Here is a 19,716-nt window from a genome sequence, read left to right on the forward strand (position 1 = left end):
TTTGACTTTAAGGTTGCGTTGGGGAATTCAGCCCCGCATGCGCCAAGGCCGCAATCAGGTCGGTTCGGGTGACAATGCCAATGATTTTGCCATCCTCGATCACCGGCACAGCATCACAAGCCCCATCCGCCATTAATGGCAAAAGGGCCGCAATGGGTGTACTTGCTGTTGCGCGCGGTTCGGTCACTGACATGATCTCGATTGCGCGCACCGGGGCCGTACGCCGCAGATCAATGAGCCGCGCCATCGCAGGCAACAAACCACGGTCCAGACGCAGCGCGTCTTCTCTGGCCCGGCGGATCAGATGTATTTGGAAAATCACACCGATATAGCGGCCATCCTTTTCGATAACCGGCAATGACTTGAAACCGTGACGCCGGAAAAGATCGGCAACTTCGCCAAGCGGCGTGTCGGCATCCACCGTCACCAAGTCCCGTGACATGATCTGCTTGGCGGTAATTGGCCCGGTGCGATGTGCCGCCACCTGAAATTCCGCCGCACTGATCAAACGTGCCAGGTCTTCAACACCAAGGTTCAACGACTGACGATATTGCTGCAGGATGGCATTGAGCTCCCCCTCATCCAGTCCAAGGCGCTCTATCGGCGGGCGGTCTGCGGTATCATGGGTACTCTTGTCGTCGAAATGGCGCAGCGGATATGTCCGCCCCGTCGCGCGGGCATAAAATACCGCAATCAGAACAAGGATACTTGTCACCACACCAACCGGTGTGACGGCAAAGCGAAAGCCGAGATCAGTGACAAGATCGGGGCTCATCGCGGCCACCATGGCAACCGCCCCACCCGGTGGGTGAACCGCGCGCAAAAGGATCATCGCCGCAATCGCGACACCAACCGCCAAAGCCACACATAAAACCGGATCACTCACCATGTGACAAACGGCAATACCCGCCAGTGCCGACACACTGTTGCCAACAATCGCCGACCACGGCTGGGCAAGCGGGCTGTTGGGTACTGCAAATAACAACACCGATGACGCCCCAAACGGCGCAATCAGATAAAGTCCAGCCCCCTGCAAATCAAAGAACGACAGCAAGAAACCCGCAACACCCAAGCCGATTAACGCGCCCATTCCGGCGCGCAAGGCTTCCTTTGGCGTGCTCATGGGCATCGCCGGACAAAGTCCGCGAAGACGTGTAAAATTCATAGGAACGTTTCACCACCCCGGCCAAGATTGAACATGGGGCTTTTGTTTATTTTTATAAAATGCGGATTTTTCTCGTACTTAGTTTCCCACCTGCGGTCAACATTTCCCCACCGAAACCCAACAAAAAAGGGAGGGCACATTGCCCTCCCCTTACAGCGTGACGTCTGAACGGCCTTAGTCCCAACGCTTGGCTGCGCGCAGGATCGCATCCGTACCGATCTGGTAATGCTCATAAAGCGCGATGCTATCGCCGCACTGGCCAAAGTTGTTCACACCAAGCGGGGCAACCGCATGTCCGCGCACCGAGCCCAGCCACGCTAACGCCGCCGGATGACCATCAATCACCGTGACAAGGCGCGCATCGGATGCCAGCGGTTTCAGCAGATTTTCCACATGCGACATCTGAGCATCCGCCTTGCCCTCAAGACGGGCCCGCTCAAGGTCCTGCCATTCGTTGTACAAACGATCGGTCGAGGTCACGGCCAAAAGCCCCAAGCCCGGATGATCTTCCGACAGCTTTTCCCATGCGGCGATTGCTTCCGGCGCCATCGCCCCGCAATAGGCAATCACCATCTTGCAGTCATCACCCGGTTCACGCAGCCAATACCCACCCGAAACAATATCGGATTTATCCGCATCCGAAAGATCACGTTCGGGCTGGCTCAATGGCTTGGTCGACAGGCGCATGTAAATCGACCCGCCGTCCTCGGCCTGCATATGGTCAAACGACCACCCCATGATTGCAGCAACTTCATCGCCAAAGCTTGGCTCAAAACTGGTCAGGCCAGGCTGGCCCATGCCGATCATCGGCGTGCTGATCGACTGATGCGCGCCACCTTCAGGTGCGAGCGAAATGCCACTTGGTGTGGCGACAACCATAAACCGCGCATCCTGATAACAGGCGTAATTGAGCGCATCCAACCCGCGCGCAATGAACGGATCATACAGCGTGCCAATCGGGAACAACCGCTGCCCAAACAGGCTGTGCGACAGGCCAAGGGCGGCCAGATTAAGGAACAGGTTGTTTTCGGCAATGCCAAGCTCGACATGCTGCCCACTTGGCGAACGTATCCATTTCTGGGCCGAGGGCACCTTGCGTTCGCGGAATTCATCGGCAAGGTCTTCGCGGCCAAACAACCCACGCTGGTTCACAAACCCGCCAAGGTTGGTCGACACCGTCACATCGGGCGATGTGGTGACAATACGATCAGACAGATCGCTGTTTTTCATCTTGGCCAGTTCATTGAGGATTTTACCAAACACTTCCTGCGTGCTTGATGTATCTGTCCGCGCATAGGGCATGTCGGGAATGGTAATGACATCCGCCTTTTTGTGGCGGGGTGCGGCATCATTGAACGGGGCGTTTTTAATGTAATTCCGGATTTTATCCTCTGATACATCCAATCCGGCGGCAAAATCCCACTCTTTGCCGTCCTCAACACAGTTTTGTTTCTTAAACGCGCCCATCTGCGGCACATTCATCAGGCCCGCATGATTGTCCTTATGCCCCTGAAGCGGGGTGCCATATCCCTTAACGGTATAGGCGATAAAGATGGTTGGTTTGTCATTGGGAACCGCATCAAACGCGCTCAGCACGGCCTCCATGCAATGCCCGCCCAGATTGGTTATCAGGTCATGCAGCGCATCATCTTCATATTCGCCCAACAGGCTCGCCAGTGCATTATCACCGGGCATATCGGATGTGATTTGTGCGCGCCATGCTGCCCCGCCCTGAAACGTCAGCGCGGAATAGATATCGTTGGGCACGTCATTGAGCCATTTCTTAAGTGACTTACCCCCCGGCTTGGCAAAGGCTTCGTGCAGTTTGCGACCATATTTGATGGTAATCACGTTCCAGCCAACCGCACGGAAAAACCGGCCAATGACCCGGAACAGATGGGCATCGATCATGCCATCAAGGCTTTGGCGGTTATAATCAATCACCCACCAGACATTGCGAATGTCATGCTTCCACGTATCAAGAAGCGCCTCATAGATATTGCCCTCATCAAGTTCCGCATCGCCGACAAGCGCCACCATGCGCCCCGGAACCTCGCCCTTGGGCAGCATATCCTTATATCGCAGGTAATCCTGCGTTAACGCGGCAAAGTTCGTTACCGCCGCCCCAAGGCCGACCGACCCGGTTGAAAAATCAACCTGATCACCATCCTTGGTCCGCGATGGATAGGATTGCGCGCCGCCAAATGAGCGGAATTTTTCGAGCTTCTCCTTGGTCTGACGACCAAACAGATAATTAATCGCATGGAAAACCGGGCTGGCATGCGGCTTGACCGCCACCCGGTCCTGCGGACGCAGAACATTGAAATAAAGGGCTGTCATCAGCGTCGTCATCGATGCACAGCTCGCCTGATGCCCACCGACCTTGATACCATCGCGCTTGGGGCGCAGATGGTTGGCATTATGGATGGTCCAGCTTGATAGCCACCGCACCTTTTTCTCGATCTGACCGAGCATCTCAAGATCTTCGGCCTTCACCTGACCGGTTGAGCTTGCTTCGATAATTTCACCGATTTCCGGGGCGGCATCTTGTGCGGACATCTTACGTAACACCTTTTGATGTGGGTTATGCACGGCGGCCATCCGGCTCACCGCAACATTCCGGTATTGAATTACCGATTTTTAAACAGACTGCGCAAAAATCAAGTTCCCGCCACCAAGTTTCACACAAGATTCGGCGATTTCGGCCGACCTGTGGAATCTGCTGCGACGAACCTGCCAAAACCTTCGAATTTCCCATCTGAAACAATATTTCGCGGTCAAAAAATACCGATAATCTCACCGCGATTCGATGCCCAAAGTGGCCCATCCGACGCCAGACATCGTCATGTGCATGGCCTTTAAACAGATCGTTAAGGTATCAGGACTCAATATCACGAGCCCCAACCAATGATTTTATTGCCTGGTTGATAAAGTAAATAAAAGGCGTCCGGGAAACATGTCGATAACAATCAGACTTCTAATCCTACTGCCCATTGTGGTTCTTTTCCTTGGCAATCCGTGCATTGCCCAAACCAGAGATATCAATGCCACGGTTCCAATGTCTTTAGGGTCAGCCTATTGCAAGGGAGAAATCAGTTGGGAAGACCATACCGAATATGACGTCGATCTTTTGCGGCTTGCCCTGTCTCTGAGCGACAGTGACATTAAGGTACGGCCATCCTGCGCCGAATACCCAACCGAGCAACGCCGCATCGCCATGCTTCAATCGGGCGATGAAATAAATGTCGTGTTTTTTGGAACCAATGCCGAGCGCGAAGAAAAACTGCTGCCGGTTTATGTTCCGATATATATGGGCACGACAGGGTTGCGGCTTTTTATGACTCAACCGGAAATATTGCATGAACTAAATGATATAGAATCTTTGCAAGAGCTTAAAAAATTCACAATTGGTCAGGGCATAGGCTGGCCCGATGGCGACACCCTACGCCTGAACGGGTTTTCCGTTACCGATGGGCGTTACATGACATTACACAAGATGCTCAACGCCCAGCGGTTTGACCTCTATCCGCGCGCTTATTGGCAGATTGTCGGTGAATGGCAATGGATGCGCGAAAGCGCCCCGAATATCATTATCTCCGACAAGATTGCGCTTTATTATCCGCAACCGATTTATTTCTTTGTCAGCCCCAAGGCACCGGAACTGCACAAGGCGCTTCAAATCGGAATGGAGAGGGCATTTGACACAGGCCTGCTTTGGGATTTGCTTCAAACCCACCCTGAAACAGCACCATCCTTTCAGAAATTAAACCTTAAGGATTTACGCATTTTCCGCATAGAAAACCCACTTTTGCCGGAAAAATCCGTCGAAGCGATGAAAAAATACAGCATGTTCCAACAGAGGCGCGTCCCTGAAGGTGACAGCCCCCAATAACCGATCCCCCCGGCAAAGAGACTGTTAGCCCCCTCTGCCGGGTGATTATCCCATATCCAAATCGGGATTATTCAGCGGCAATCGCCATTTCATCCCCATCAAGCGCCTGACCAAGATCGGCCAAAATATCGTCGATGCTTTCAAGCCCGGCGGACAGACGGATCAAACCATCGGTGATCTGATATTCCGCACGTTCTTCGGGGGTATAGGTCGAATGGGTCATCGATGCCGGATGCTGGATCAGCGTTTCGGCGTCTCCAAGGCTGACCGCACGGGTGATCATATTCAGCCCGTTCATCAATTTACGGCCTTCTTCGATCCCGCCTTTAAGCTCAAACGCAATCATGCCCCCAAAACGATCCATCTGCTTTTTGGCCAGCGCGTGCTGCGGATCGCTTTCAAGGCCGGGATAAAAGACCTTTTCGACCTTCGGATGGTTCGCCAGAAAATCGGCAATTTTCTCGGCATTGTCGCAATGACGTTCCATGCGCAGCTCCAGCGTTTTAAGCCCGCGCATGACAAGGTTGGCGTCCTGTGCGGATAAAACAGCACCGGTCATATCCTTCAAGCCGATCAATCGAACTTGCGTCATATCCTCGGTCGAACCAATCACCGCACCGGCCATCAAATCACCATGCCCGCCCAGATATTTGGTCGCGGAATGGACAACGATATCGGCACCAAGCTCAATCGGGCGCTGCAGATACGGCGTGCAATAGGTGTTATCGACGACAACTTTCGCCCCATGTTTATGGGCAATCTCGGAAATCGCTTCGATATCGACCAGACGCATGTTCGGGTTGGCCGGGGTTTCGAAATAGACAATCTTGGTTTTGTCGGAAATCGCCTTTTCAAGCTCCGCCGGGTCGGTCAGATCGACATGGGTATGCTTGATGCCAAACTTTTCCAGACCATGGCGGAAATAGGCAAATGTGCAGCCATAAAGCGTGCGATCGACAATGATCTCATCACCCGGCGCAATGAAGGTCCAGAACACGGACGTGATCGCCCCCATGCCCGATGCGGTCGCAACCGAAGCTTCCCCACCTTCAAGCACTGCCAAGCGTTTTTCCAGCAAATCAAGCGTCGGATTGGCAATGCGCGAATAGATAAAGCCCTGCTCGTCCCCGGCAAAGAACCGCCCGCCCTGCTCGGCAGTTTCAAAAGCAAAGGTCGAGGACATATAAACCGGCTGGTTCAGCGCCCCGTTGTGACTTTGCGGGTCATAACCATGATGAATGGCACGTGTGGCGAAACCGGTTTTGGCATTGGTTTTATAGTCTACAGACATGGTGGGGCTCCCGAAATTGCGTTTGTTATACCGCCATACCCGCAAGGCCTGTGCCAGATGATCGAAAGTGCTGGTTTCAGGCATTTTCCCACAAAATGCTCTCTCGCTATCTGTAAATAATAGTGTACAGACAATTGCTCACCAAAATTGAATAATCGCGGGAATTATGTGGATTTGGTGAAAACCTGCCTGTACACTATTATTTACAGTGTAAACTTATCGGTACAGTTATGCGGTTTGAAATTCAGGGCGAAAACAGGCTTGGTATTACCCGTGATGTGGTCAATGTGCTGACCGATCAGGGGCTCGATATCCGCGCCTTTGAGGTCACCACCCATTACATCTATGCCGACATTCCGGCCATCCGCCCGGAACGGTTTCCGCTGTTGTCCCATGCGCTCAAACAAATTCCCGGCATATCGGGCATCCGCGAAATTGACCGGCTACCAACTGAACGCCGCCGTGCGCAGCTTCATGCGACCTTGGCCGCCTTTGGTAACCCGGTGATTGCGGTCGATGCCAATGGCCAGATTGCCCAAGCCAACCCGGCCGCACAGACCATTACCGGCACTTCCGAAAAAGATCTTCGTGATCGTGATATTTCTTTCATTTTAAGTGATCCATCTATTGAAGATTTACGCCAAAGTCAGTTTCACCTGCCCGAGCGCGAGGTGATTTTGGGTGGCCAGACCTATTTGCTACAGGTCGAACCGATTGGCCATGTCGATGACGGATCGGACGCGGATGACACCACACCGTGGGGCGGGGTGATGGTGTTTCACCGGGCCGCCGGGCTGGGCCGGGTGATTACCGCCCTTCAGGATCGCAGCCACACCGGATTTGACGACATTATCGGCGAAAGCCGGGCGATGATGCGGGTCAAATCACAGGCAAAGCGCCTTGCCGCGATTGACGCACCGCTTTTGATTTTGGGCGAAACCGGTACTGGCAAGGAACTCTTCGCACGCGCATCCCACCGGGCCAGTTCCCGCATTGACCAGCCGTTTCTGGCCTTGAACTGTGCCGCCATGCCCGAAGGTTTGGCCGAAAGCGAGCTGTTTGGCTATGCCGCCGGGGCCTTTACCAGTGCCAGGCGCGGCGGCAAGCCGGGATTACTGGAGCTTGCCGATGGTGGCACGCTGTTTTTGGATGAAATCGGCGAGCTGACACCTTATTTGCAGGCCAAATTGCTGCGCGTCTTGCAAGATGGCCGGTTCCGCCGGGTCGGGGGTACGGATGAAATCGCCGTCGATGTCCGAATCATCAGTGCGACCAACCGTGATCTTGAAGCCATGTCCCATGACGGGACGTTTCGCGAAGACCTGTATTTCCGCCTCAACGTCCTTGGCATTACCCTGCCACCTTTGCATGAGCGGCGTGAAGACATCCATGATCTGGCCCAGTTTTTCATCGACCGCACCGCCCAGCAAACCGAACGCGCCACACCCTATCTTGCCAATGACGCGCTTGATTGGCTAAGGCATCATGACTGGCCGGGCAATGTGCGGGAACTGGAAAACACCCTGTTTCGCGCCGTAGCCCTGCTCGATGGCGATGTGCTAAGTGCACGCGACCTCAATGACGCGGCCATCGGCACAGCACCACGCGCCCATGACACAGCAACCTCTTACACACCGGACACCAAAGGCAGAAATATACGCCCCGGCGCGCCCCAACAACCTGACATCATCACCAACGCCCTTGCCGCCGAGGATTTTGCGACCGGCATGACAATGATCGAGCGGGAAATGCTGACCCGGCTTTATCCCGATTACCCAAGCTCACGCAAGCTGGCTGAACGGTTGGGCGTATCGCATACATCCATTGCCAACAAACTGCGTAAATACGGCATCGGCAGTTGATCGTACGCCCCACCCCAACATCACCTAAACAGCGACGGGCCTGCCTTTCTTTTGTCTTGCGTTGCGCTTTACATTGCGCTGCGGCATGATCCTCCTAAGTTAATAAGAGGCCCCACCGCCTCACCCTTAGGGAGAAGACATCATGCTGACAGGAAAACGCGCACTTGTAACCGGCTCCACCAGCGGCATCGGCCTTGCGATGGCAAAGGCACTTGCCGGGGCCGGGGCGGACATCATGCTTAATGGTTTTGGCGACAAGGACGAGATCGAGGCGACCCGAAAATCACTCGAAACCGACTTTGGTGTGACCGCCTATTACAATGGCGCGGACCTGTCCAAGCCCGATCAAATCGAGGCAATGATGAAAGATGCCGCCGATAAATTTGGCGGCGGTGCCGACATCCTGATCAATAATGCCGGCATTCAGCACACCGATCTGATCGAAGATTTCCCGCCAGAAAAATGGGATGCTGTGATTGCGATCAACCTGACATCGGCGTTTCACACCACGCGCTTTGCCCTGCCGTTTATGAAACAAAAAGACTGGGGCCGGATCATCAATACCGCATCCGCCCACGGGCTTGTCGCATCTCCGCAAAAGGCGGCCTATGTCGCGGCCAAACACGGCATCATGGGCCTGACCAAGGTGACCGCCCTTGAAACGGCAGAAACCGGCATCACCGCAAATTCCATTTGCCCGGGCTGGGTGCGCACCGAACTGGTCGAACGCCAGATCGAAGCCAACGCCAAGAAAGGCGGCATTTCAATTGAACAAGCCGCAAGCAACCTTGTGTCGGACAAACACCCGTCCAAACAGTTCGTCACACCTGAACAGATCGGCAAAACTGCCTTGTTCCTGTGCTCGGACGCGGCCGATCAAATGACCGGCACGCATATGTCGGTTGATGGCGGGTGGACCGCGCAGTAAAGCGCACATACGTATTGGCCAATAGACACCCAAAAGCCCCTTAGGCACCCACGCCAGAGGGGCTTTTTGTGTGTAGCTCATCCTAACACGGCCAGCTCCGGGGAATCTCGCCGTTGATCGCTGCGAAAAGCACGGACAGGGTCGCCGCGATGTGTCTGTTAGCGCAGACCAAAATAGCCCAGAACAAACAGAACAATGACGACGACACCGACAAGATAAATGATCTGGTTCATGGCATTCCTAATCTTGGCTCAAACAGGGCAATAGCACCCCATACTGGCAAAGCTACCCCATCTTGGTGTCGCACGAACCAATTTGGGTTAGTGGCGAAGTTGCATAGCCCCCCTACCCCACGCAGCAACCCCACCGCATAGACCAATAAACACCAAAAGCCCCCTTGGCATCTTTGCCAAAGGGGCTTTTTTAATGCGACGATGCGTGCTTAGTGTTTAGTCCTTAAGCGCGCATGTCATGCCGTTGCGTTCAGCATTATTGATGCAGTCCTGTTTCTTGGAATAGCCTTGCGTCGATGCCCCAACAATATTGCCGTTGCGTGCCGTGCGCCGCCACCGCCAGCCATCCTTGCCTTCATACAGCTCCCAAAGGTCGCCGTTGGAATCCCGACAACTTGCCATGTCCTACCTCCTCAAATCGCAAAAACTGGTATCGCCCGTTTGACGCGGGGAACCAGATTTTGTGAAATGCGTCGGCCAAGTTCACGACGCCTCCCTTACCCCAAATACCGTCCCAAATGTTCCACCAGCATCCTGATTTTCGGGCTAAGGTGCCGGTTGGTGGGATACAGCGCCCAAATGCCTTCATCCGACGGCTGGTATTTGGTGAGCACTGGGACAAGATCACCACTGGCGATCCATGGATCGACGTAATAGTCGGGCAATTGCACAATCCCCATGCCCTTGCGGGCGGCATCCAGAAGCGCCTGCCCACTGTTGGCGTGGATGGTGCCGTGGATGCGCACAGTGCGTTCGCGCCCGTCTTCTTCAAACCGCCAGTAATCAAGCGTCCCGACAAGGCAGTTATGGTGGGATAGTTCCGACAGTGAATAGGGCTCACCGCGTTTGGCGATGTACTTTGGCGCGGCACAGGCATAAAGCCGCCGGGTTGAAAGCTGCTGATGCATCAAGCCACCCATCGCGCCATCCAGTCGGCCCAAACGGATGGCCATATCAAAACCTTCTAGCACCAGATCAAGTTTCTGATTGGTGAAACGACAGTGCACTTCAAGATCGGGATAGCGGGCGACGAAATCATTGACCAGCGGGGCAATCACGGTTTCGCCGTAGGTGGTCGGGGCGGTGATTTTAAGTTTGCCGCGCGGCACCTCGGTCAAATTGCCAATCGCGCGTTCGGCGTCTCCCAACCCATCGAGCAATTGTCGGCAATGCTGATAATAGATCACTCCGGCCTCGGTCGCGCTGACCTTGCGCGTGGTGCGGTAAAACAATTGCACGCCAAGCTTTTCCTCCAACGCCGTGACCTGTCGGCTGACCTGTGCGACGGAAATGCCAAGTTGTCTGGCCGCCGCGGTAAAGCTTTGGCGCTCGGACACGGCGATAAATTCGCTGATCCCGTCCCACGCATTCATCGCCATATCCTTCGTCATTATTACGTGTTGGTAAAAGTAAATTACCAAATCACATAATTATCATTTTTGACGGAATAAATATACTGGTCGCATCCTTACATACAAGCCGGAGTACGATCATGAGCGCCGAAACCATTACCTGCAAAGCCGCCATTGCCTGGGAAGCAGGCAAACCGCTGTCGATTGAAGAGGTTCAGGTTGCCCCGCCCAAGGCAGGCGAAGTGCGCATCAAGATCGTTGCGACCGGTGTGTGCCATACCGATGCCTTCACCCTGTCGGGTGACGATCCCGAGGGGATTTTCCCCGCCATCCTTGGCCATGAAGGCGGCGGCATTGTTGAGTCCATCGGCGAAGGTGTGACCAGTGTAGCCGTGGGCGATCACGTCATTCCGCTCTATACCCCCGAATGTGGCGAGTGCAAATTCTGTAAATCGGGCAAAACCAACCTGTGCCAGAAAATCCGCGCAACGCAGGGCAAGGGCCTGATGCCTGATGGCACCACGCGTTTTTCCCAGAATGGCAAGCCAATCTTCCATTATATGGGCTGCTCGACCTTCTCGGAATATTCGGTTCTGCCGGAAATCTCATTGGCGAAAATCAACAAATCCGCCCCACTTGAAGAAGTCTGCCTACTGGGTTGTGGTGTGACCACCGGCATGGGGGCCACCACCAATGCCGCCAAAGTGCAAAAGGGCGATTCCGTTGCCGTCTTTGGCCTTGGCGGCATCGGTCTTTCGGCGATCATTGGCGCGCAGATGGCCGGTGCCGGCCGCATTGTTGCCATTGATATTAACGAGTCAAAGTTCGAACTTGCCAAGCAACTGGGCGCGACCGATTGCATCAACCCGCAGAAATTCGACAAACCCATTCAGGAGGTCATTGTCGAGATGACCGATGGCGGCGTTGAATGGAGCTTTGAGTGCATCGGCAATGTAAATGTCATGCGCTCCGCCCTTGAGTGCTGCCACAAGGGTTGGGGTGAGTCGGTGATTATCGGCGTTGCCGGGGCTGGTCAGGAAATCTCGACCCGACCGTTCCAGCTTGTGACCGGGCGCGTCTGGCGCGGCACCGCCTTTGGTGGGGTCAAGGGCCGTTCGCAGCTCCCTGATTATGTTGAACGCTATCTTGCCGGTGAATTCAAACTGTCGGACTTCATCACCCACACCATGAAACTTGAAGACATCAACGAAGCGTTCGATTTGATGCATGAAGGTAAAAGCATCCGTTCGGTAATCCATTACTGATCAAACCAAAACGTTTTGAATTATCACGCCAATACCGAATTTAACCCCGGCATTGGCCGACGATCAAAAGATCAGAGGAGCCCGAAATGGGTATTGAGAACGCATCAAGCAACAAGGTCTATGGCGGCTGGCAAAAGCAATACACCCACCCGTCCAATGTTCTGGGCTGTGACATGCGCTTTGCCATTTTCCTGCCGCCACAGGCCGGCAATGGCACCAAGGTCCCGGTGATGTACTGGCTATCGGGTCTGACATGCACCGATGAAAACTTCATGCAAAAGGCCGGTGCGTTTCGTCTGGCGGCCGAACTGGGCATTGCTATTGTCGCACCCGACACCAGCCCGCGCGGCGATCATGTGCCCGATGACGAGAACGAGGCCTATGATTTTGGTAAGGGTGCCGGGTTCTACGTCAATGCGACGCAGGAACCCTGGGCACGTAATTACCGCATGTATGACTATGTCACCAAGGAACTGCCAAGCCTGATCAAGGATCATTTCCCGGTTTCTGATGATGCGGTGATTTCGGGTCATTCGATGGGCGGTCACGGGGCATTGATGATTGCGCTTCGTAATCCCGGCACATTCAAATCGGTCACGGCCTTTTCCCCGATCTGCAATCCGATCAATTGCCCGTGGGGCCAAAAGGCGCTGGGCAATTACCTTGGTGATGACAAATCAGTTTGGAAAGCATGGGACAGTTCGGAACTGATGAAATCGGCAACAGCGCCGGATGCGCAAACACCGGCCCTTGTCGATCAGGGCGATGCAGACGGCTTCTTGGCCGAGCAGCTTAAACCCGAAGTGCTTGAAGCAGCGGCCAAATCATCAAGCTACCCGCTGACGGTGCGTATGCAGGATGGCTATGACCATAGCTATTACTTCATCTCAAGCTTCATCGAAGATCACATCCGCTTTCATGCCAAGCATCTTGGCTTAGCGAACCCAGCGGACTGATTTGACAAGATCCGCAGCAATGCGGTTCCCCGGCACGCCATCTCGCCCAAAACTTGGTGTGCCGGGGGCTTTCTTTTGCGGCGCGATCAATGTGCAGGTTCATCAGAATCAAAGCTGCGCGCTTCAATCGCATCGGCCACATCATCGGCCATTTTAAGGGTGCGGATGATCAGGGGCACGACCATGGCAAGGATGGATTTATCCAAGCCCCGTGCCCGTTGAGCATCGCGGATTTCCGATGCCACAGTGGCAATCACCGGGATAAACCGCAGCACCATCGAAATCGCCAGACTGACCTTTTCCGGATTAACGCCAAGCGGACGCAACGGCCCCATGGCGCGTTCCAGTGATGCCAGCATGGCGGACGTTTTGGTGGTCAATGTCACAAGGGACGCGAACAATACAATTGCGGCCACACGAGTGACGACAAGCAATCCCGCCTGCCAGTCATTGAGCCAAAGCTGCACGGCAAAAAAGATCAAAAGCAGCCAGAAGATCGGCTTCACCTGCGCCCAGATGACAGACGGGCCAAATCCACACAGCGGGTAGAATGCCAGTACCGTTGCAAGGATACCTGTCACCACCGGCCAATCAGGGATCAGGAAGACGCCGGTGCCAAGGGCAATCATCGCCAATATCTTGATCCCGGCACCTGCGCGGTGTAGCGGCGATGTGCCATCGATATAAAGCCCGGCGATCATGCCATCATCTCGCGGTATTTTGACAAGGCGTTGGCGGGGGTATCATCAAGGGCGATCTTGCCCTGATCAAACACCAGTACCCGGTCATAATCAGCAATCAGATCAAGATCATGCGACACCGTAATCACGGTTTGATCAAGCTTTGCGATGGCGCGTTCGACCCGATTGCGGTTGCGCAGATCAAGCAAGGTGGTCGGCTCGTCAAAAATGACATAGCGCGGATTCATCACCAGCACCCCGGAAATCGCCAGAAGCTGCTTTTGCCCGCCGCTCAAAAGGTGGCTTGGATGGGTTTTGAAATCTGTCAGGTCATAGCGCGCAAGGATTTCATCAATGCGGCGATGAACCTCGTCCTTAGGCAATTTTAACGCCTTGAGACCAAAGGCGAGGTCTTCTTCAACCACCGGATAGACAATCTGATTATCTGGATTTTGAAAGACAAATCCGACATGACGGCGCAGCTTGCGCCCGTCCTTGGCCGGATTGAAATCATCGACCGTCACCGTACCGCTGGTCGCGGTTTGCAGCCCATTGAGCAAGCGCACAAAGGTGCTTTTGCCCGAGCCATTTGCCCCGACAACCGCAATCCGTTTTTCAGTCAGGGTCAGCGAAATATCGTCAAGCACACGTCGCTGTTCAAACTGCACAGAGACGTTTTCAAAACGGATCATAAGGGGGTATCCGTGGGTTTTAAGGGCGTGGAAGGATGCGCATAAAGGGTGCCAGACATCGACGCACATGGCGTTCCATGCGTGGCACCCATAAGACGTTAGCGCGTCTTGGAAATCAAGGGATAGGACCGCCGTACAGCAAGGCACGCCGCAACCGCAATCGCCACCTTGATCGCATCGCCAATCAGGAACGGTGCCGCCCCGACAGTTGCCTGCCAATAGCTGATGTCGGCCGCCACCGCCACCCACGCATTGCCAATGGCATACAGCACAACAATCCCGCCAAACCCGATGGCAAGGGTCGCTTTGATCACCGTAAGGTCATTCCAGAAGTGTTCGATCAGAAGGCCAATGACAAAGGCCGAAACGGCCCAGCCAAAGATGAAGCCACCGGTCACCCCGATCATCACGCCAAAACCACCGCGTCCACCAGACAGCAACGGCAAACCCACCGCGACCAGCACAAGAAACAGCACAATCGACAGGCCACCGCGCCGGGCACCCAAAATGGCCCCCGCCAACATCGGGCCAAGCGACTGTGCAGTTACCGGAACGCCGGTCACCGGAAGGGTAAGTGGCGGAAACAGCCCCAGAACTGCGGTCAAAGCCGCAAACAGGGCGATATAAACAATATCCTTGGTATTCATGTAACGGTTCCCATTCCCGTTATAAGACCGCCTTGCAATCAACCCCTTGCGCAAAACGACCTTTCGTTAACCGGTCCGCCCGACCGGCTCAACGGGCAATGGGATACCCGCAATTTTCCTTCCCGCCAAGCAAAATGACGCTTCTTTCGGACAAATGCCTTGGCTCATCCCGCAATAGATGCGCGATTTCAAAACGTTAGCCGTCATCGCCTTCGACAAAGGTTTTAAGCCGCATCAGTGCAGAATCCCAACGCCCGGCCACATGATCAAGATAGGCGCGCGCCTGTTTGAGTTGATCAGGGCAAAAGGCATAATGGCTTTCGCGGCCCATCCGATGATTTTGCACCAGCCCGGCGGCTTCGAGCACGCGCAGATGCTTGGTCACGGCCTGCCGGGTCATGTCGGCATCATCAGACAGCACCGAAATTGATCGCGGCTTGCCATCCGACAGACGATCAAAGAGTGCTAACCGGGTGGAATCACCCAGAGCGGCAAAAATGACGGAAAAATCACCGTCATTTTTGCCATTCGCTTGATTATTTTCAGTTTTCGACATGTTTTTTGATGTTTTCCAACTGGGATGCCCAACCATGTGTGTTGGCGCGCAATGCTTCGGCAACCCGATGGGCGGGTAGATTGTCAAATCCGGTTTCGCGCACCCGAACCGATGTCTGACCATCGCCTTCTTCGAGCCAGAATTCGACCAGTGTTTCGGGCTCCCCACTGTAATCAACATCCGGGTCCACGGCATAGGGATGCCATGTATAGGCGAAATAGGCTGGTTCCTCCATCGCCTTGATGGTGGAATGCCACGGCACATGGGTGAAACCCTCAATCGTGATTTTGCCGGTCGAAACCTTGCCAACCTCAAACGGGGCATCAATCGCAAGACCAAACCACGTGCCAAATTCGGTATGACTGGTTAATGCGCGCCACACACGGGCACGCGGGGCCTTAATCTCGATAGACTTTTCAATCGTATTTGACATAACGCAACCTCCTGGTTGCATTTAAGATGCCTGAGCATTTTTTATTATGCAACTAAAAAGTTGCTCATTCTATTCTAAGCCCAAACCACAAACGCCCGACCATTGCTGGCCGGGCGATGTGTGCTCCCGTCATCCGCTTAATATTTGCGTCCATCTATCCCCATATCAGGACGCTGCGGATTGGCGGAGCCCCCCTGTCTCGATGATGAAATTCTTAACGTCTTCAAGGCCGTCCATCGCCTTAAGATTGGTAAACAGGAACGGACGGGTGCCACGCATTTTCTTGGCATCGCGGTCCATGACACCCAAATCAGCCCCGACCAATGGCGCCAGATCGGTTTTATTGATCACCAGCAAGTCAGACCGCGTAATGCCCGGCCCGCCCTTGCGCGGGATTTTATCACCGGCTGAAACGTCGATGACGTAAATGGTGATGTCGGCAAGCTCGGGCGAGAAAGTGGCCGACAAATTATCGCCGCCCGATTCAATAAAGATCGCCTCAAGCCCGGCATGCTTGGCCGCCATGTCTTCGACTGCCGCCAGATTGATCGAGGCATCTTCGCGAATGGCGGTATGCGGGCAGCCACCGGTTTCAACACCGGCAATGCGGTCCGCATCCAATGCGCCCGAACGGGTCATGAATTCGGCGTCTTCGCGGGTGTAGATATCATTGGTGATCGCCGCGATATTAAATTCATCGCGCATGGCCTTGCACAGGCGTTCCAAAAGGGCGGTTTTACCGGACCCGACCGGGCCACCAATGCCGATACGAAGGGGAGAGCTCATGATCTGAATAGCCTCGTATATTGGGTTTCGTGTTTTATGGATGTCCAGTCGACCATCGGGGCCGCCGCCCCCAGATCGTCCAAAGCCGCCGCCATGGCATGATCCACCGCAACCGAGACGGCCTGATCAAGCGATGACAGGGATCGCACGCCATCGGTCTGCCCCAGCGGCACCAGACGCACGGCACTTGACACAAGATTGGCGGCCATGGCGTGCAAAAAGGCCGTAAGCGCTTCACGCAACGGGATTTTGGCAACCGCTGCCGCAATGCCAACCGCCACCGGATAGGATGGCAAACGATCATCACCGCGCATTTTATCGGCCCAACGGGTCAGCATCCCATCGCCCCAGACTTTGGAAACGGTGGAGACAAAGGCGCGACCCTGTGCGGTGGCCTCAAGCGCCATTTCAGATGTGCCGCGCCAACAATCGGCCTCAATCCCGATGTCGAACAGTGCGTCTTCGTCACCCGAACGGGCGGCCCGCCATGCGGCACAAAACAACACTGCATCAATCCGCCCGGCACCAAATTCCAAAACGCCTTCGACCCAGTTGATCAGGGTCGGCGCAGACGTCACCCGACCGTCCTCAACCGCATATTCCACGCCATGCGAATAGGTATAAGACCCGACCGGAAAAGACGGACTGAGCCATGTCATCAGACGCATCAGGCCTGCAGGATTGAGCGTCAGGTCATCGCCACTAGTGGTCATGGGGTTTTCCTGATGCGTGGGCATGTTTATGATCGTCATCATGATCAAAATGGTCATTGCCGTGGCTGTGACCATGGGCCCCGCCAAGACCGTGATAAGCCCCATTAAGCGGATCAAACGGCGCGATTTCGGTCTCAACAACGCCGCCAAGCCCGGTGATCATATCGCGCATGACATGATCATCAATGATCCGCAAACGGCCATCACCGAGAACCTGAACCGGGGTATGCCGGTTGCCGATATGCCATGCCAGTTTGGCGGTCGCAATCGGCCCGGCGGCGGTGATGGTTAAAACCGGTTCTTCGGCAGCGCGAACAACAATCACCCCACCATCCAAAAGCCGCAACCGATCCCCATCGGCCAGCCGCACCGCGTGGGGCAGATCAAGCAAAAACGCATCGCCCGCATCATCAAGCAGACGAATGCGCCGCCGATGACGGCCGGAAAACACCAAGGTTACCGTGCCACGCACCTCAGAGGTGTCAGAACGATCAACCGGGATATGTTCAATGGCATGCCGCATGATGTAACGCGCCCCGATCAAAACAGGAAATACCGCTGCGCCATCGGCACAGTATCGACCGGCTGACAGGTCAGAAGTTCGCCATCGGCCGTCACCTGATAGGTTTCAGGATCGACATCCATTTTCGGCAAGGCGTCATTGAGCTTCATGTCTTTCTTGCCAATCGTGCGCGTGTTTGACACCGCCAAAAGATCCTTCGACAGGCCAAATTCAGCGGCAATTCCTGCATCTATGCCCGCCTGCGACACGAACGAGAAGCTTGATCGTGCAAGCGCACCACCATAGGCCCCAAACATCGGACGGTAATGGACCGGCTGCGGGGTCGGGATCGATGCATTGGGATCGCCCATGGCGGCTGCGGCAATCATGCCAGCCTTGATCACCATGTCAGGCTTTACGCCAAAGAACATCGGTTTCCAGACCACCAGATCGGCGATCTTGCCAACTTCGATCGAGCCAACATGCGATCCAATCCCCTGTGCAATCGCCGGGTTGATGGTATATTTCGCGACGTAGCGTTTGGCCCGGAAATTATCATTGCCCGACCCGGCATCCTCGGCCAACGCCCCACGCTGCTTTTTCATCTTATCGGCGGTCTGCCAGGTCCGGGTGATCACTTCACCAACACGGCCCATCGCCTGACTGTCTGATGAAATGATCGAAAACGCACCAAGGTCATGCAGGATGTCTTCGGCGGCAATCGTTTCACGGCGAATGCGGCTTTCGGCAAAGGCGACGTCTTCGGGGATTTTCGGATCAAGGTGATGGCAGACCATCAACATGTCGAGATGTTCGTCAATCGTATTGACCGTAAATGGCCGGGTCGGATTGGTCGAACTTGGGATGACGTTGGCCTCCCCACACAGCTTGATAATGTCTGGCGCGTGGCCACCCCCGGCCCCCTCGGTGTGGAAGGTATGAATGGTCCGCCCCTTAAACGCCGCACGGGTATGTTCGACAAAGCCACTTTCGTTCAACGTATCAGTGTGGATCATCACCTGCACATCAAGGTCATCGGCGACCGACAAGCAGTTATCAATTGCCGCGGGCGTCGTCCCCCAATCTTCATGCAGCTTAAGCCCGCAGGCACCGGCCTTGACCTGTTCAATCAGCGATCCCGGCAGGGTCGCATTGCCCTTGCCAAAGAAACCGATATTCATCGGAATGCCGTCTGCGGCCTGAAGCATGCGCGCAATATGCCACGGCCCCGGTGTACAGGTGGTGGCATTCGTCCCGGCTGCCGGGCCGGTCCCACCGCCCAACATGCTGGTCACGCCGGAATAAAGCGCATCTTCGACCTGTTGCGGGCAAATCCAGTGGATATGCGCATCAATGCCCCCGGCGGTGATGATGTTGCCCTCGCCGGCAATGATTTCAGTCCCCGGACCAATGATAATATCGACACCGGGCTGAATATCGGGATTCCCGGCCTTGCCAACAGCAGCAATACGGCCATCACGAATGCCGATATCGGCCTTGATGATGCCGGTATAGTCAAGTATCAGCGCATTGGTGATCACGGTATCGACCGCACCATCAGCACGGGTTACCTGTGACTGACCCATGCCGTCACGAATGACTTTACCGCCGCCAAATTTGACTTCCTCGCCCAGTGTCGTGAAGTCCTTTTCGACTTCAATGATCAGATCGGTATCGGCCAGCCGGACCTTGTCGCCAACGGTTGGTCCAAACATCGCCGCATAGGACGGACGATCAATTTCATATGCCATTTGTCGTTCCCC

19 protein-coding genes are annotated in these 19,716 nt (G+C 54.9%); 5 read left to right on the forward strand and 14 right to left on the reverse strand.

The genetic code is table 11. The annotated features are described in order from the left end of the window. Window positions 1–7 precede the first annotated feature (7 nt). On the reverse strand, window positions 8–1,123 hold the full coding sequence (locus AMM48_RS06745; protein ID WP_244271139.1) for an HPP family protein: 1,116 nt from the start codon (window positions 1,121–1,123) through the stop codon (window positions 8–10). A 216-nt stretch (window positions 1,124–1,339) separates the two neighbouring features. Continuing rightward, window positions 1,340–3,724 carry a transketolase gene (locus AMM48_RS06750; RefSeq protein ID WP_102783511.1) on the reverse strand — a complete coding sequence of 795 codons (2,385 nt, stop codon included), beginning with the start codon at window positions 3,722–3,724 and terminating at the stop codon, window positions 1,340–1,342. A 397-nt stretch (window positions 3,725–4,121) separates the two neighbouring features. Here AMM48_RS06750 and AMM48_RS06755 point away from each other — a divergent pair, with 397 nt between their 5' ends. Continuing rightward, window positions 4,122–5,057 carry a hypothetical protein gene (locus AMM48_RS06755; protein WP_102783430.1) on the forward strand — a complete coding sequence of 312 codons (936 nt, stop codon included), beginning with the start codon at window positions 4,122–4,124 and terminating at the stop codon, window positions 5,055–5,057. Between the two features lie 67 nt (window positions 5,058–5,124). On the opposite strand, the gene AMM48_RS06760 is transcribed toward AMM48_RS06755, so the two are convergent. Continuing rightward, window positions 5,125–6,348, reverse strand: coding sequence for a methionine gamma-lyase (locus tag AMM48_RS06760; protein ID WP_102783512.1), 1,224 nt, complete (start codon window positions 6,346–6,348; stop codon window positions 5,125–5,127). Between the two features lie 230 nt (window positions 6,349–6,578). On the opposite strand from AMM48_RS06760, the gene AMM48_RS06765 reads away from it, so the two are divergent. Next, the gene (locus AMM48_RS06765) at window positions 6,579–8,210 is read left to right on the forward strand and encodes a sigma 54-interacting transcriptional regulator (RefSeq protein WP_102783431.1); all 1,632 of its coding nucleotides are present in this window, start codon (window positions 6,579–6,581) and stop codon (window positions 8,208–8,210) included. 142 nt (window positions 8,211–8,352) lie between these two features. Next, window positions 8,353–9,138: a 3-hydroxybutyrate dehydrogenase gene (locus AMM48_RS06770; protein ID WP_102783432.1), complete on the forward strand. Its 786-nt coding sequence runs from the start codon at window positions 8,353–8,355 to the stop codon at window positions 9,136–9,138. Between the two features lie 449 nt (window positions 9,139–9,587). Here the strand turns inward: AMM48_RS06770 and AMM48_RS06775 are convergent, their stop codons facing one another. Both AMM48_RS06775 and AMM48_RS06780 read right to left on the reverse strand, forming a co-directional pair. Continuing rightward, window positions 9,588–9,773, reverse strand: coding sequence for a DUF1508 domain-containing protein (locus tag AMM48_RS06775; protein WP_102783433.1), 186 nt, complete (start codon window positions 9,771–9,773; stop codon window positions 9,588–9,590). A gap of 95 nt (window positions 9,774–9,868) precedes the next feature. Further along, window positions 9,869–10,762, reverse strand: coding sequence for a LysR substrate-binding domain-containing protein (locus AMM48_RS06780; protein ID WP_244271140.1), 894 nt, complete (start codon window positions 10,760–10,762; stop codon window positions 9,869–9,871). A 101-nt stretch (window positions 10,763–10,863) separates the two neighbouring features. Between AMM48_RS06780 and AMM48_RS06785 the strand changes: the two genes are divergently transcribed. Beyond that, a complete protein-coding gene (locus AMM48_RS06785) occupies window positions 10,864–11,988 on the forward strand; it encodes an S-(hydroxymethyl)glutathione dehydrogenase/class III alcohol dehydrogenase (protein WP_102783435.1) in 1,125 nt (374 codons plus the stop codon). 86 nt (window positions 11,989–12,074) lie between these two features. Next, complete coding sequence (fghA, locus tag AMM48_RS06790) at window positions 12,075–12,944, forward strand: S-formylglutathione hydrolase (RefSeq protein ID WP_102783436.1); 870 nt, start codon at window positions 12,075–12,077, stop codon at window positions 12,942–12,944. An 86-nt stretch (window positions 12,945–13,030) separates the two neighbouring features. On the opposite strand, the gene AMM48_RS06795 is transcribed toward fghA, so the two are convergent. The 9 genes from AMM48_RS06795 to ureC all read right to left on the reverse strand — a co-directional run bounded on the left by AMM48_RS06795 (window position 13,031) and on the right by ureC (window position 19,704). Beyond that, window positions 13,031–13,645 carry an energy-coupling factor transporter transmembrane component T gene (locus AMM48_RS06795; protein ID WP_102783437.1) on the reverse strand — a complete coding sequence of 205 codons (615 nt, stop codon included), beginning with the start codon at window positions 13,643–13,645 and terminating at the stop codon, window positions 13,031–13,033. Beyond that, window positions 13,642–14,316 (reverse strand): ATP-binding cassette domain-containing protein, encoded by a 675-nt coding sequence (locus tag AMM48_RS06800; RefSeq protein ID WP_102783438.1) that lies wholly within the window; start codon window positions 14,314–14,316, stop codon window positions 13,642–13,644. The genes AMM48_RS06795 and AMM48_RS06800 overlap by 4 nt, the downstream gene beginning before the upstream one ends. A 98-nt stretch (window positions 14,317–14,414) precedes the next feature. After that, entirely contained in the window at window positions 14,415–14,963 is a 549-nt protein-coding gene (locus AMM48_RS06805) for a biotin transporter BioY (RefSeq protein ID WP_102783439.1), read from the reverse strand. A 196-nt stretch (window positions 14,964–15,159) separates the two neighbouring features. Then, window positions 15,160–15,519 (reverse strand): metalloregulator ArsR/SmtB family transcription factor, encoded by a 360-nt coding sequence (locus tag AMM48_RS06810; RefSeq protein ID WP_022732581.1) that lies wholly within the window; start codon window positions 15,517–15,519, stop codon window positions 15,160–15,162. After that, window positions 15,506–15,952 (reverse strand): SRPBCC family protein, encoded by a 447-nt coding sequence (locus AMM48_RS06815; RefSeq protein ID WP_022732582.1) that lies wholly within the window; start codon window positions 15,950–15,952, stop codon window positions 15,506–15,508. The genes AMM48_RS06810 and AMM48_RS06815 overlap by 14 nt, the downstream gene beginning before the upstream one ends. A gap of 165 nt (window positions 15,953–16,117) precedes the next feature. Continuing rightward, window positions 16,118–16,738, reverse strand: a complete 621-nt coding sequence (gene ureG, locus AMM48_RS06820) for an urease accessory protein UreG (RefSeq protein WP_101304681.1) — start codon at window positions 16,736–16,738, stop codon at window positions 16,118–16,120. After that, window positions 16,735–17,451, reverse strand: a complete 717-nt coding sequence (locus tag AMM48_RS06825) for an urease accessory protein UreF (RefSeq protein ID WP_102783440.1) — start codon at window positions 17,449–17,451, stop codon at window positions 16,735–16,737. Before AMM48_RS06825 ends, ureG begins: the two co-directional genes overlap by 4 nt. Continuing rightward, entirely contained in the window at window positions 17,441–17,974 is a 534-nt protein-coding gene (locus AMM48_RS06830; protein WP_102783441.1) for an urease accessory protein UreE, read from the reverse strand. The genes AMM48_RS06825 and AMM48_RS06830 overlap by 11 nt, the downstream gene beginning before the upstream one ends. A 17-nt stretch (window positions 17,975–17,991) precedes the next feature. Next, on the reverse strand, window positions 17,992–19,704 hold the full coding sequence (gene ureC, locus AMM48_RS06835) for an urease subunit alpha (RefSeq protein ID WP_102783442.1): 1,713 nt from the start codon (window positions 19,702–19,704) through the stop codon (window positions 17,992–17,994). Window positions 19,705–19,716: the final 12 nt, after the last annotated feature.

Source organism: Thalassospira sp. GB04J01 (assembly GCF_000751115.1).
Lineage (GTDB): Bacteria > Pseudomonadota > Alphaproteobacteria > Rhodospirillales > Thalassospiraceae > Thalassospira > Thalassospira lucentensis.